Source organism: Betaproteobacteria bacterium (genome assembly GCA_009693245.1).
GTDB lineage: Bacteria > Pseudomonadota > Gammaproteobacteria > Burkholderiales > SHXO01 > SHXO01.
The window spans coordinates 1-13,710 of the sequence record SHXO01000085.1 but is presented as its reverse complement, the minus strand read 5'-3'; the positions used below and the strand labels follow the sequence as shown (position 1 = coordinate 13,710).

The following is a 13,710-nucleotide window of genomic DNA, read 5'->3' as shown; positions in this document are numbered from 1 at the left end:
AGATGATGGCGAAGGTGCGGCGCTGGTCTATGCGCTCGCTCAATTGCTGCTGGGAAATTTCGGTCACGATGTGTCGCGCCTATAGGGAGGCGGTGAGGCCGGAAAAAGGGCGCGGATTTTAGCAGCTTGAGCGTGGCACTAGCGCTTGCGGGCCACGAAGCGCCCCCCGCCAAGCTTGCCTTCGGTATACATGCCCACGAAGAAACTGTAATAGCGGTCCCATTCGCGATGGCGCTCTTCGCCAAACTTCCGCGCGGTGGACGCCTTCAAGCTGCGATACATGGCGAGGCGTTCGACCAAAATCTCCGCCCACAGGGCGCCCAGATCCTCCACCATCACGATGTCGTTACCCGATTCAAGTAGCAGGCTGGGATAGCGTGTGAGCGAACCCAAATCGGAGAACGTCATTTCCTGGCCTAGCCGGTCTAATTCCGGCCGAGAGATGCGATCGGTGCGCAGAATATCGGTAAAGACCATCGTCCCCCCTGGTTTGAGCACTCGCGTGCACTGCGCGATGAGGTTTTCCTTTCGAGGGATGTGGCACCACGCTTCCTGCGCGATCACCACGTCGAAGGATTCGTCCTCGAAGGGCATGTCCAAGGCATTGCCCAGCTTGAAGCTGACGAGGGGGGTTAACTTGGCCATCGCGGTGAGCCTTTCCGCGCTCCTAAGCCGGCTCTCGGTGAGATCCAATCCCACCACGCGGCAACCGATTCGATGAGCGAGATAACGCGCGGGTCCGCCCATGCCGCTGCAAACATCCAGCACCCGGTGGTGGGGCTGAATACCGGCCTTGGCGATCAGGATATCGTTGGCTTCCAATCCTCCGAAGTGATCCTGGTCGTGCTCCTTGAGGTGCTCCTCGGTGATATGCGCGAGATCCAGGCCCCGTTGCGCTAGCGCACCGAGAATCTGCTCTTCATTGATGGGATGGGTGTCGTAGTACTGAACGACTGCGTTGGGAGCTGGCCGCATGGAGGCTAAAGGGTGAGGAGTGAGACGTGAGGAGAAGCACCGGCAAGAAGTCTCGCCCGGTAGGCCGGCTGGATTCTAGCGGCTTACCCTATACGGCTATTAGTCACCACAAAGCATCATTGAACATAATATACATTATGCTCGTACTTGATCCAAGGTGAAAGGGTGTTCGCCCATCGCGCCTACGGTTTGGGTTCCAGCCATACCTTGAACAGGCGCTGAAAGTTTTCCGTGGTCACCGCAGCCACTTCATGGACCGTGATATTGCGCAGGCGCGCGATCTCTTCGGCTACGTGACGCACGAAACTGGGTTCATTCGTCTTGCCCCGGTGTGGCACAGGCGCCAGATAGGGAGAATCGGTCTCTATCAGCAAGCGGTCCAACGGCACTGCGCTGGCCACTTCCCGAACCTGCGCGGCATTCTTGAAGGTCACGATCCCGGATATGGAAATATAGAATCCCAGGTCCATGGCACGCTGCGCGGTCTCAAGGGTCTCGGTAAAGCAATGCATGACACCGCCAGCCTCGCCGGCACCTTCTTCGCGCATGATGGAAATCGTGTCACCGGCAGCCTCTCTCGTATGGACAATCAATGGCTTTGATGCGCTTCGAGCAGCCCGGATGTGGACGCGGAAACGCTCTCGCTGCCACTCGTTATCGCCCTTGTTCCAGTGGTAATCGAGGCCGGTCTCGCCAATGGCTACCACTTTGGGAGATTGGCTTAGCTGGGCCAGGCGCCCGGGCGTGGGTTCCTCGCATTCTTGTTCGCTAGGATGCACGCCCACGGACGCGTACAAATTCGTATAGGTTCGCGCAAGCGCGAGGACTTCCGGGCATTTTTCCAGGCTCGTGGCGACGCATAATGCGTGGCTCACCTGGTTCCGAGCCATCCTATCCAATACGCCGGCCAGCTCGCTCTGGAGCTCGGGGAAATTGAGATGACAGTGGGAATCGACGAACACGTTTGCCGCCCACCCTACATGGTGTGCGTCATTCGCGTATTCTTCAGATGGGTGCCCAGCAGGCCTTCTATGCGGCGGCGAACGGCCTCGCCAGCTTCATCCGCCTTGAATTCCACTCCGACACCTTGAACCCGGTTACCGTGGGCACCAGGGGGGGTAATCCAAACCACTTTACACGCCACGGGACGTTTGGAGGGATCGTCCAGCAGGGTGATGATCATGAATATCTCGTCACCGAGGCTGTAGGGGCGTGCCGTCGGAACGAAAATGCCCCCGCCTTTGAGATAGGGCATGTAGGCGGCGTACAAAATCGCTTTTTCGCGAATATTGAGGAAAATCGCGCCGTGGCGCGACAGCGTGGCGGATGGATCGCTCATATTTGTCGGAGATGTCATGGGGTTCGCTGGGCAATTATCCGGTCGAAGGAAAGCAAAAGCTCATCTCGTACCAGAGCACCATTCAGTGGATGACGTATCAGCGCCTTGGTCTTATTGAGATCCATCCATACATCAGAGATGGTTTCGGGCCAAAGCCCCATTGCCGTTTCGCGAAGCGGTGAGCCTTCCTCTGGCAAGTACCTGGTGCCCGCCCCTTCGCGCATGCGGTTCAAATCAATGCAGAGCATCTGCAGAAAATGGCATAACTCGGCCAGGCCTTGAGCAGTCGTATCCCATTCAAACTCTCGTATCTCCCCGAGGGTTAACCCTTGCACTAGGCGGTCCCAGCGTTGCGTAACGCCGCTCTCGCCCATCGCGCGTGCCTTGAGTGGTGCTCCGCCCGCCAACCGTAACAGCGCCTGGGCATTATCCACGCCTTCGGACTGGAGCCAATCCAAGCTCACGCCGCGCGCGGGACATGGGACCGGTACCCTCCGGCAGCGGCTGCGTAGCGTAATGGGCAGCCGCTCCTCTTGCGAGGTAATCAAAAGGAATGTAGTCAGTGACGGCGGATCTTCCAAAGTCTTGAGCAATGCATTAGCAGCGGCGCCATTAAGCTGCTCCGCGGGATCCGCGATGACCACTCTGCCTTTCCCGCCATGAGTGACCAGTTCCAGCCTATCCAGCAAGGAGCGCACTTGAGCCACGGTGATAAACTGGCTCACTTTCGCCTTTTTCTGGCTCGTTGCCTCGCCTTCTGGTGACGCGGGTTCTTCGCTTGAAGGCTCAAGAACAATGAGATCGGGATGGTTTCCGGCCGCGATAAGGTGGCAATCCATACACTTACCGCACGGCTCGTCATTCACGGGACGCTCGCACAAACGCCAAGCGGCAAATTGTTCGCACACGGCCCGCTTGCCGATTCCCCGTGCACCAGTTAACAACAGAGCGTGGCTACCCTCACCGGCGCTTGTTCTCAGGTGCCACAGGCTTTCTTTTACCCAAGGAATATTCACTTAATTACAAATGCCTAAGACAAACTTCTCAACTTCTGCCTTAACATTTTCAAGGCCCTGCCCTGCCCTGACCAAGCGGATACGCGACACATAGCGGCCAGCACGCTCACTATAGGCTTGGCGCACCCGGCGGTGAAATTCAGTAGCCTCCTGCTCAAAGCGGTCCAAGGCCCGGTCTTTCTTGAGACGCGCCTGGCTCACGGCTTCATCCACATCGAACAGCAACGTGAGGTCGGGCTGAAAATCCCGCTGCACCCAGGCTTCCAGGACCGCGAGTTTGGCTTCAGGCATACCGCGGCCACCTCCTTGATAGGCGAAGGTCGAGTCAGTGAAACGGTCGCACAGCACGAACTGGCCACGTTCCAGCGCGGGCCACACGACACTCTGAAGATGCTGCTGGCGGGCGGCGAATACGAGCAAGGCTTCCGACTCAGGACTCAGTTGCGCGGCGGGATCGAGCAGGATGCCGCGAATACTCTCGCCCATCGCAGTGCCCCCTGGCTCCCGTGTGAGCACCACGTCACGCCCTGCCGCCCGCAGAACGTCACGGGCAAAAGGAATGAAGGTGCTTTTGCCTGCCCCATCCAAGCCCTCGAAGGTGATGAACTTGCCTGGCACTCAGCGCCTCGGTTGGTAGCGTTGAACCGCCCGGTTATGCTCATTCAGCGAATCGGAGAACGCTGAAGTGCCATCACCCCGGGACACGAAGTACAGAGCGGAACTTGCGGCCGGGTGCAACGTGGCTTCGATAGACTCCCGGCCCGCGGCAGCGATGGGCGTGGGTGGCAACCCCGCCCGCGTATAAGTGTTGTAAGGCCCGTCGGTATCCAGATGGACCCGGCGCAGATTGCCATCGAAGCGGGCGCCCAATCCGTAGATGACGGTCGGATCCGTCTGCAACAACATATGCTTACGCAGCCGGTTCACGAACACCGCGGCGATCATGGGTCTGTCTTCCCTGCGGCCGGTTTCTTTTTCTACTATGGAGGCCATGATCAGGGCCTGGTAAGGAGTTTCGAAGGGAAGGCATTCGGAACGCTTGCTCCAAGACTCAGCAAGGATAGCTGCCATCGTTCGGTGAGCTGTTTGCAGGATTTGCGTATCGCTCGCCCCTTTGGCGAAATGATATGTATCGGGAAAGAATAGCCCTTCTGGATGCTCATCGCGCACGCCGATCCGGTCCAGCAACTGCCGGTCGCTCAATTCCGCCGTGTCATGCCAGACTCTGGGATGCTGGTTGAGGACTTCGCGCATCTGCCTGAAGGTCCACCCTTCGATGAAAGTGATCTCGGCTTGAGAAAATTCTCCGCGCGTGAATTTCTCAAGGAGGCGCAGAGGGGTGATTTTCTCCGGAAGCTCGTAAATCCCTGCCTTTATGCCACTGGCGTGTCCGCTCAAGCGGCCCAGCCAAACTAATCGTAGCGTCTCCGGCAGTACCCCTTTGTCGCGAAGTTCACGAGCTACCTTCTTAAGCGAAGTGCCAGGTGCGACTGTAATCGTACGGTCCGCTTCCCTGATCGTTAGAGGTGTCACAGCAAAAAGGATGAGTACTCCCGCGGCCGCCAACAGTGGCACCAAACCCGCGGAAAGCCAAAACTTGGCAGACCACATTCTCGGCGTGCGTTGTCGCGTGCGGCTAGCCGAGTGCCGCGAACGCAAGGCTCCCATTAGTTCCACCGAACCCAAAGGAATTGGACAATGCCAAGCGAATTCTCATCTTCCTGGCCGTGTTGGGGACGTAGTCCAAATCGCACTGCGGGTCCTGGTTGGTCAGATTAATGGTCGGTGGCGCGACTTGGTCCCGTATGCTGAGAATGGTGAAGATGGCTTCAACCGCCCCAGCGGCCCCAAGCAGGTGTCCGGTCATGGACTTGGTGGAACTGACTGCCACCCGCTTGGCATGATCCCCAAAGCAAGTTTTGATCGCGACGGATTCCGCGATGTCCCCCAAGGGGGTGGAAGTACCGTGAGCATTGATGTAGTCCACATCGCTGGGTGCAAGCCGCGCATCCTTCAAGGCATTCATCATGCAACGGCGCGCGCCATCCCCGCCTTCGTTGGGCGCCGTCATATGATAGGCGTCCGCGCTAGTGCCATAACCCACAAGCTCCGCGTAGATCCTCGCCCCGCGGGCACGAGCGTGTTCGTATTCTTCCAGGACCACCGCCCCCGCGCCTTCGCTCAAGACGAAGCCATCGCGTCCCGTGTCCCAGGGCCGGCTAGCGCCCTCGGGATCATTGTTGCGGGTGCTCAAGGCACGTGCCGAGGAGAACCCCGCGATCGCCAAGGGGCATACCGTCGCCTCCGCGCCGCCCGCGACAATGGCATCGGCATCACCCCAGCGAATGATGCGCGCGGCTTCCCCAATGCTGTGGGTAGAGGTGGTGCATGCGGTGGCGATGGCGAGGTTCGGGCCCTTGAAGCCATGCATGATGGACAATGTGCCAGAAATCATGTTGACGATGGTGCCGGGGATAAGGAAGGGCGACACTTTACGCGGTCCCCCTTGCAGCAATGTCGAGTGCATGTCCTCGATCATCGGCAGGCCGCCAATGCCAGAACCCATGATGACGCCGATGCGCTCCGCGGTTTCCGGCGTCGCCTTGAGCCGCGCATCGCCAATGGCCTCGGAAGCCGCCGCGATCCCGTAATGAATAAAAGTATCGAAGCGCCGGACTTCCTTGGCGGGGAGATATTTGGCTGGATCGAAACCCTTTATTTCCCCCGCCACCTGGGACGCGAATCCCGTCGCGTCGAAGCGGGTGATACGGCCGATGCCAGAGCGTCCGGCAAGAATCCCCGCCCAGGTTTCAGGTGCCCCAATTGCCACCGGCGAAACAACGCCAAGGCCTGTTACGACGACTCTGCGTTTGGACAAATCATCTCCGGAAATGCTGAAATGGCGATGGCTGATGCATCGCGATAAAAAGCGCTTGGGCCTACGCAGCCTTTACGTGGCCATTCACGTAATCGATGGCCTGTTGCACCGAGGTGATTTTCTCCGCTTCTTCGTCGGGAATTTCGCACTCGAATTCTTCTTCCAGGGCCATGACCAGCTCCACGGTATCGAGAGAGTCCGCACCGAGGTCATCGACAAAGGTCGACTCGTTTTTCACGTCGGCTTCATTCACGCCGAGCTGTTCGGCAACGATCTTTCTGACACGCTGTTCTACGGATTCCATCAATTAGTCCTTCTATGTGTCGACGAATGGGGCGGCCTAACCCTGATGCCGCCCTCCCTTGTTTCCGCCCCTTTTCATGTGGCGGTTGAAAAAACGCGCGTAGTCTACCAAATAGGATATGACGAATGCGAAGCTTCGCCTCATCGCATATACATGCCGCCGTTGACGTCGAGCGTCCCACCGGTAATGTAGCCGGCTCCTGGCGATGCCAGGAACGCGACGGCGGCGGCGATGTCCTGTGCTTGCCCCAAGCGCGCGAGAGGAATGCGCTGTAAAGCGGCATTGCGCTGCTCTTCCGTGAGGGCGCTTGTCATGTCGGTTTCGATGAATCCTGGAGCCACGCAATTAACGGTGATATTGCGTCTTGCCACCTCCTGCGCCAAGGATTTGGTGAAAGCGATCACCGCCCCCTTGGCGGCGGCATAATTGCATTGGCCGGCGTTTCCGCTCTCCCCCACCACCGAGGTAATGTTGATGATGCGCCCTTCCCTTGCGCGCATCATCTCGCGCAGCACTCCGCGCGAGAGCCGGAACACGGATTTGAGGTTGACGTCCATGACGTCGTCCCACTCGCTATCCTTCATGCGCAACAGCAAATTATCGCGGGTGATGCCTGCGTTGTTCACCAATACGAAAATCTTGCCGTGCTTTTCTTGCGCTGCGCCCAAAACGCTCGCCACTTGGCTCTCGTCGCGCACTTGCAAGGTCATGCCCTCGCCCTTCAATCCTGCCTCGCCTAGGTAGGCAGTAATGGATTGCGCACCCGCATCGCTGGTGGCGGTGCCTACCACGGCCGCTCCTTGGCGCGCGAGTTCCATTGCGATGGCCTTGCCGATACCACGGCTGGCACCCGTAACCAATGCCACCTTCCCCGTGAGTTGTGTCAAGCCGGATACTCCTTGGCGAGTCGTTCGAGAGTCGCGTAGTCCTTGAGCGCGAGGATTTTGGCCTGCGGAACGATGCGTTTGACCAAGCCGCTCAATACTTGGCCAGGACCGCATTCCACAAAGGTGTTCGCACCTTGCTTACTCAGTAGCTCGATGGTTTCTATCCAGCGTACTGCACTGTAGAGTTGCCGCGTGAGGGCCGATTTGATGGCGCCCGGATCCGTGTTGATCGCGACGTCGGCGTTGCATACGACGGACACTGACGGCGAACGGATGGTGAGCTTTTGGAGCATGGCGCCGATTTCCTCGGAGGCCCCTTTCATCAAGCTGCAGTGAGAAGGCGCGCTCATGGGCAGCATCACGGTGCGCTTGGCACCGCGAGTCTTGGCAAGCTCCATGGCTTTTTCCACCGCGTTGCGGTGTCCCGCGATGACGATTTGTCCAGGCGCATTCAGATTGGCGGGTTCCACCACTCCCACGCTGGAGGCTTCCGCGCACACCTCCAGAACGTCCTTGAGTTCCGCGCCGAGCAATGCCGCGATGCCGCCTGTTCCCTCCGGCACAGCGTCTTGCATGATGCGGGCGCGGGCACGCACGAATGGTACGGCATCGGCAAACTTCAAGGCACCGGCACATACCCATGCCGTGTACTCCCCCAAGCTATGTCCTGCCATGAATGCTGGCGTGCGTCCGCCCGCGGCCTTCCACGCCTGGTACACGGCATAACCTGCCACCAGCATCACCGGCTGTGTGTTGACCGTGCGCCCCAACTCCTCGGCGGGACCTTGGGCCACCAAATTCCAGAGATCCAAATCCAGCGCCCGGCTTGCGACTTCGAAGGCTGGCTGAATGGCGGGAGATTGCGCATAGGCCGCCATCATGCCTACGGACTGCGATCCTTGGCCGGGAAATAAAAAGGCAAGACTCATATCCGGTTCCTTCACTGCCACTTCACCAGCGCCGCGCCCCAGGTGAAGCCCCCTCCGACCCCCTCGAGCAAAACGTTCTGGCCTGGGCGGATTCTGCCGTCGGTCAAAGCCACATCCAAAGCCAGCGGAATGGACGCCGCGGAGGTATTGGCGTGCCGCGCCACGGTGACGACTACCCGTTCCATGGATATTCCTAGCTTGCGTGCGGTGGCTTCGATGATACGGACATTGGCTTGGTGCGGGACCAGCCAGTGTATATCGTTGGCGCCGAGCGCGGCATCCGTCATTACTTCTTCAGCGACTTCGCTTAGCACCTTGACGGCAAATTTGAACACCGCCCCACCGTCCATTTCGACAAAGGGCCGCCCGCGCACTTCGCCATGAGCAACGCTTCCGGGCACACACAACACCTTTCCAAAATTACCATCGGCATGCAAGCGGGTCGCGACGATTCCGGGAGCATCGCTCGCCGTGAGCACCACCGCGCCAGCCCCGTCGCCAAACAGAACACAGGTGGCGCGGTCATTCCAATCCAGGATGCGCGAATACAACTCCGCTCCGACCACCAGGGCATTACGGCACTTTCCGCTCCGTACATAGAGATCCGCCGTGGATAAGGCGTACACAAAGCCGCTGCACACGGCCTGCACGTCGAAGGCGGCGCAACCGGCTGCTCCAAGCTTGGCCTGCAGAATGGAGGCCGTGCTCGGAAATATCATATCCGGCGTGGTAGTGGCCACGATGATGAGATCGAGATCCGCCGCATGGATTTGCGCGCGCTGTAGCGCTTGGCGGGCGGCCTGCAATGCCAAGTCGGAAGCCATTTCATCGTCCGCCGCCAGATGCCGCGAGCGAATACCCGTGCGTGCGCTGATCCACTCGTCGGAGGTATCCAAACGGCTTGCCAACTCCTCATTGGTCACCACGCGGCTTGGAAGATATCCGCCAGTGGCCGTGATCCGCGAATATATCAACCCACCTTCTCCAGCATCCGCGGCATATGAGCGGCGATGCGGTCCAGAACCTTGTTACGCGCTTCGTCGTAAGCCCGGCCGATGGCCACTTCGAATGCAAGGGCATCGGCGGAGCCGTGGCTTTTCACCACGATTCCTCGCAACCCTAGCAAGGAGGCCCCGTTGTAGCGGCGCGGATCCACGCGCTTACGAAAGGCGGAGATGGCGGGAAGCGAGAGAAAGGCCGCGAGTTTGTTCCATCCGTTACGCTGGTACTCCTCGCGCAGATAAGCCGCAAGCATACGGGCGAGGCCCTCGGACCCCTTGAGAAAGACGTTGCCGACGAAACCGTCGCATACCACGACATCCGTGGTGCCCATGTACACGTCGTCGCCTTCCACGTTACCGAAGTAATTCAAGCCGCTGGTCTTGAGCAGGTCACCTGCAAGTTTCGCGATTTCGTTGCCCTTGATCTCTTCTTCGCCGATGTTGAGCAATCCCACCGTGGGACTCTCGTTACCATCCACCGCGGTGAACAAGGACGATCCCATGACCGCGAACTGCAACAGATGCACGGGCGTGCAATTGACGTTGGCGCCCAGGTCCAGCATGCAGCAATGGCCTTTCTGCGTGGGCAGCATCGATGCGATAGCGGGCCGTTCGACACCAGGCAGCATCTTCAGCACGAAACGCGAAATGGCCATGAGCGCGCCCGTATTGCCCGCGCTCACGCAGGCATCGGCTTCTCCCGCGCGCACGAGATCGGCTGCCACGCGCATGGAAGAATCGCGCTTGCCACGCAATGCCACGGCCGGTGCGTCGCCCATCTCGACCACTTCGCCGGCGTGGCGAATTTCGATGCGCCCGGTTTGCGCCTGGCCTGTTCCCGCAAGGGCCTTTTCTAGGGCATCATGCTTACCGACGAGCACGATGTTTACATCGGAATTTCCCTGCATGAAACGCAAGGCGGCGGGGACAGTCACCTTGATCCCGTGGTCGCCTCCCATGCAATCCAAGGCGATGGTGACGCTCACCTAAGACCTCGAAAAGGCATGAATTAGGCGCCACCGCGCGCCAGTTCCGTGGCCATGGGGCCGCGCCCCTACGGGCGCCGCAAGGAAATTCGGCACTACTCGTCGCGCGACTTGATGACCTTCTTACCGCGGTAGTAGCCGTTGGGGCTAATGTGGTGGCGCAGGTGCGTCTCGCCGGTAGTGGGCTCCACCGCCAGCGGGGCATTCGGATGCCCGTCGTGGGACCGGCGCATGTTTCGCCGCGAGGCGGATTTTTTGTTCTGCTGAACAGCCATGAGTAACTCCTATACGCAAAAAGTCTTAAAAAATTCAGTGCTCCGCCGGTGGCCGGCCGAGCTTGCCAAGTACCGCGAAGGGCGACAATCTTTCCTCCGCCATCACGGGCTTGGTATTACCGCACACATTCAGCTCGTGCTTGGGCGATGGCGGCAAACTAAGTAATACTTCATCTTCGATGAGTTCGGCAACATTCAGGATTTCCACCGCGTCCACCACGTCCGTTTCATCGTCCTCGTAATCACGCTCCAACTCCAGAGGTTTCAAAGCGAACACGATGCGGCGTGACGAGCTGACAGACACGGGCAAGGCTTCAAGGCATCGCTGGCAGTTCAACCACAGCATGCCGCTTACTTTAAGGACCAATGCTTCGTGCCCCTTGTCCGTCAATTCCCCGAGCACTTCGAAATCGATGCTTCCAACGGGCCGGGCCAGTTGTTCCTGTAAGCGCACCATGGCCGCAACCTGAAATGCTCCCGCGCAAACCAATCCGGCGCGGGCAAATTCCATGGGCTTGATACTTGAAGGCACACTCGAAGGAGCCAGCATACTTACAGGAGCCAGCATAAACGCGCTAGGATAAGAACTTAACCCTATCTTGTCAAAGTCTTTTCTCCTCTCTTCTCCTCTATTCCAACCCATGCCGCGCCCCCTGATCCTCGCCTCCACCTCGCCGTACCGGCGAGAATTACTGTCCCGCCTAGGCATTCCTTTCGAAACCCGATCCCCGCGCACCGACGAAACCGAGGCCGTCCACGAACCGCCAAGGGCCACTGCCCTGCGCCTCGCGGAGGACAAGGCCCGCGCGGTGGCCAAGTCGTTCCCGGAAGCCGTGGTGATTGGTGCGGATCAAATTGCCGAGGTCAACGGGATCCGTCTTAACAAGCCCGGAGAGCACGCTCAGGCGGTTAGACAACTACGTCAGATGTCAGGGCAGCGGGTGCTCTTTCATTCGGCCCTGGCGGTGGTTTGCCTTGCGGGCCAGGGCTGCGCAAAGGACGTCGTGCCGGTTACCGTTCACATGCGCATCCTGGATGATGCCCAGATTGAGCGCTATCTTCTCACGGAAAAGCCCTACGATTGCGCGGGTAGCGCCAAGGTGGAAGGCATGGGAATCACCCTGGTCCACGCCATCGATTCCAACGATCCCACGGCCGTGATCGGTCTTCCCCTTATTCGCCTATCGGAGATGCTGCGTGGCTTTGGCTACGAATTGCCTTAGATGAACGGCACTCTGTTTCTAATACCAAGCGATCTCGGCGGCGGCGCGCCAGATAGCTACCTCCCGCGCAACACCCAGAAGAAGCTGCTCGCCCTTCGGCATTTCGTGGCGGAGGAAGCAAAGACCGCCCGCCGCTTTCTCGCATCGCTGGGGCGCGGCGGATTGCGGGAGATTCACATGGCCACCCTCAATGAGCACACTCCGGCCGCCGGGTTGAGCGAGTTGTTGTCGCCATTGCGGCAAGGGTTTGACGTGGGATTACTCTCCGAGGCCGGTTGCCCGGCCGTGGCCGATCCAGGGGCGGATCTGGTGGCCTTGGCCCATCGCGAGGGCATCAAAGTGGTCCCCATGGTGGGGCCATCCTCCATCCTTCTGGCTCTCATGGCTTCGGGGTTGGGGGGACAACGGTTCGCCTTCCATGGCTACCTGCCGGTGGAGTCCGCCACCCGCCAAAAAGCCTTGCTAGCGTTGGAACGCGAATCGGCTCACGCCGGGGTAACGCAGCTTTTTATCGAAACACCGTACCGCAATCAATCGCTGTGGGGAGACATACTCGCCACTTGCGCCACTACTACCTTGCTATGCGTGGCCAGCGACTTGACCCAAGCTTCCGAGACGATAGCCACCCGTACCATCGCGGATTGGCGCCAGCGGGTCATCGACCTCGACCGGCGCCCCACCGTGTTTGTCCTATCGGCCCCTAGCGCACCGCGGGACCGCTCCCGAGCGATTGCAGCAGCGCCTGCGACACGGCCGCGCCAAAACGCCGGGCCACGCGCTCGGCGAAGTTCTCGCGAGTCGTGAAGTCGACCACGTGTTCGGCCTTGATCACATCGCGCGCCACGGAATCCAGGCTTCCCATGGAATCGGCTAACCCCATGGCGATGCTTTGCCTACCGCTCCACACCAGCCCGCTGAAAAGTTCCGGCGATTCCTTCAAGCGCTGGCCCCGGCCCTGCCGTACCACTTGGACAAACTGCGAGTGGATCTCCTTCAACAACTGTTCGGCGTAGGCTTTGTGCGAGGGATTGATCGCGGAGAAGGGATCGAGGAAGCCTTTGTTCTCACCGGCAGTGATGAGGCGGCGCTCGACGCCAAGTTTCTCCATGGTTCCGGTAAATCCAAATCCATCCATCAGAACGCCGATGGAACCCACGATGCTGGCTTGGTCGACGAAAATCTTGTCCGCCGCCGCTGCCACGTAGTAGCCACCCGAGGCGCATATATCGTCGACCACGGCGTAAAGCGGTACGTTTGGATGCAAGCCGCGCAAGCGTTTGATCTCCGAGTTGATCTGCCCCGCTTGCACCGGGCTTCCGCCGGGGCTGTTGATGCGCATCACCACACCCACGGTTTTCTCGTCCTCGAAAGCGTCCTTGAGGGCTTGATTGACGCGATCCGCGCTGGCCTCGCCCTGCGCTTGGATAACGCCGTGCACTTCCACCAGCGCCGTATGGCGCCCAGGCCGCTTGGAGTCGCGCCCGCCCATCCAGCCCGAGGCGATGACTAGAACCACGATAAGGTAGCCAAAGCCTACAAGCTTGAAAAAAATGCCCCAACGGCGCGCGCGCCGTTGTTCATCCAAAGCCCCCCGGGCCAGTCTTTCCAGCGCTTGGCGTTCCCAGTTGGCGGGCTCGGGGCTTGAATTCGATTCGATCATTTCCAGTGGACTCCTTTATTCCTTCAGCCAAATTTGGCCGTTGTTTTCCTCGATCATGACCGGGACGAGGCGGCGGCCCTTGCAGGGGCCCGCTATGCAATGTCCGGTATCAGGTAAATAGGCCGCCCCGTGCGTGGAACACGTGAGATATAGACCCGAATAATCAAAAAAATTCCCTTCCATCCAATCCAGTTCCACCGGCACGTGCGCGCACCGGTTGAGGTAGGCGTGCACTGT

General features: G+C 59.4%; 17 protein-coding genes and 1 pseudogene. 2 read left to right on the top strand and 16 right to left on the bottom strand.

The features are described from left to right. Positions 1-138 precede the first annotated feature (138 nt). The 14 genes from EXR36_13060 to EXR36_12995 form a co-directional block, all read right to left on the bottom strand. Positions 139-975 carry a class I SAM-dependent methyltransferase gene (locus EXR36_13060; protein MSQ60537.1) on the bottom strand — a complete coding sequence of 279 codons (837 nt, stop codon included), beginning with the start codon at positions 973-975 and terminating at the stop codon, positions 139-141. Positions 976-1,157: 182 nt separating this feature from the next. Next, complete coding sequence (locus EXR36_13055) at positions 1,158-1,937, bottom strand: TatD family deoxyribonuclease (protein MSQ60536.1); 780 nt, start codon at positions 1,935-1,937, stop codon at positions 1,158-1,160. Between the two features lie 14 nt (positions 1,938-1,951). Continuing rightward, positions 1,952-2,314: a pilus assembly protein PilZ gene (locus EXR36_13050; protein ID MSQ60535.1), complete on the bottom strand. Its 363-nt coding sequence runs from the start codon at positions 2,312-2,314 to the stop codon at positions 1,952-1,954. 14 nt (positions 2,315-2,328) lie between these two features. Then, positions 2,329-3,330 (bottom strand): DNA polymerase III subunit delta', encoded by a 1,002-nt coding sequence (gene holB / locus EXR36_13045; GenBank protein ID MSQ60534.1) that lies wholly within the window; start codon positions 3,328-3,330, stop codon positions 2,329-2,331. Then, complete coding sequence (locus EXR36_13040) at positions 3,331-3,948, bottom strand: dTMP kinase (GenBank protein ID MSQ60533.1); 618 nt, start codon at positions 3,946-3,948, stop codon at positions 3,331-3,333. It lies immediately after the preceding gene. After that, positions 3,949-4,941 carry an endolytic transglycosylase MltG gene (gene mltG / locus EXR36_13035; GenBank protein ID MSQ60532.1) on the bottom strand — a complete coding sequence of 331 codons (993 nt, stop codon included), beginning with the start codon at positions 4,939-4,941 and terminating at the stop codon, positions 3,949-3,951. It abuts the gene before it with no gap. Positions 4,942-4,966: 25 nt separating this feature from the next. Then, positions 4,967-6,208 carry a beta-ketoacyl-[acyl-carrier-protein] synthase II gene (gene fabF / locus EXR36_13030; protein ID MSQ60531.1) on the bottom strand — a complete coding sequence of 414 codons (1,242 nt, stop codon included), beginning with the start codon at positions 6,206-6,208 and terminating at the stop codon, positions 4,967-4,969. 61 nt (positions 6,209-6,269) lie between these two features. Then, complete coding sequence (locus EXR36_13025; GenBank protein ID MSQ60530.1) at positions 6,270-6,512, bottom strand: acyl carrier protein; 243 nt, start codon at positions 6,510-6,512, stop codon at positions 6,270-6,272. Positions 6,513-6,652: 140 nt separating this feature from the next. Further along, positions 6,653-7,513: a 3-oxoacyl-ACP reductase FabG gene (gene fabG / locus EXR36_13020; protein ID MSQ60529.1), complete on the bottom strand. Its 861-nt coding sequence runs from the start codon at positions 7,511-7,513 to the stop codon at positions 6,653-6,655. After that, entirely contained in the window at positions 7,396-8,328 is a 933-nt protein-coding gene (gene fabD, locus EXR36_13015; protein MSQ60528.1) for a [acyl-carrier-protein] S-malonyltransferase, read from the bottom strand. Before fabD ends, fabG begins: the two co-directional genes overlap by 118 nt. A gap of 11 nt (positions 8,329-8,339) precedes the next feature. Continuing rightward, entirely contained in the window at positions 8,340-9,302 is a 963-nt protein-coding gene (locus EXR36_13010) for a ketoacyl-ACP synthase III (GenBank protein MSQ60527.1), read from the bottom strand. Further along, complete coding sequence (gene plsX, locus EXR36_13005; GenBank protein ID MSQ60526.1) at positions 9,299-10,315, bottom strand: phosphate acyltransferase PlsX; 1,017 nt, start codon at positions 10,313-10,315, stop codon at positions 9,299-9,301. The genes EXR36_13010 and plsX overlap by 4 nt, the downstream gene beginning before the upstream one ends. Before the next feature lie 95 nt (positions 10,316-10,410). Then, positions 10,411-10,590 carry a 50S ribosomal protein L32 gene (locus EXR36_13000; protein ID MSQ60525.1) on the bottom strand — a complete coding sequence of 60 codons (180 nt, stop codon included), beginning with the start codon at positions 10,588-10,590 and terminating at the stop codon, positions 10,411-10,413. A 34-nt stretch (positions 10,591-10,624) separates the two neighbouring features. Further along, positions 10,625-11,299 carry a hypothetical protein gene (locus EXR36_12995; GenBank protein MSQ60524.1) on the bottom strand — a complete coding sequence of 225 codons (675 nt, stop codon included), beginning with the start codon at positions 11,297-11,299 and terminating at the stop codon, positions 10,625-10,627. Here EXR36_12995 and maf point away from each other — a divergent pair. Both maf and EXR36_12985 read left to right on the top strand, forming a co-directional pair. Beyond that, positions 11,232-11,813, top strand: a complete 582-nt coding sequence (maf, locus tag EXR36_12990) for a septum formation protein Maf (GenBank protein ID MSQ60523.1) — start codon at positions 11,232-11,234, stop codon at positions 11,811-11,813. The genes EXR36_12995 and maf overlap by 68 nt on opposite strands. Continuing rightward, positions 11,814-12,512: pseudogene (locus EXR36_12985) on the top strand (SAM-dependent methyltransferase). It abuts the gene before it with no gap. A 1-nt stretch (position 12,513) separates the two neighbouring features. Here the strand turns inward: EXR36_12985 and EXR36_12980 are convergent. Both EXR36_12980 and EXR36_12975 read right to left on the bottom strand, forming a co-directional pair. Next, entirely contained in the window at positions 12,514-13,473 is a 960-nt protein-coding gene (locus EXR36_12980) for a S49 family peptidase (GenBank protein MSQ60522.1), read from the bottom strand. Between the two features lie 15 nt (positions 13,474-13,488). Further along, positions 13,489-13,710 (bottom strand): Rieske (2Fe-2S) protein (locus EXR36_12975; protein ID MSQ60521.1); only part of this gene is annotated, 222 nt, incomplete at its 5' end.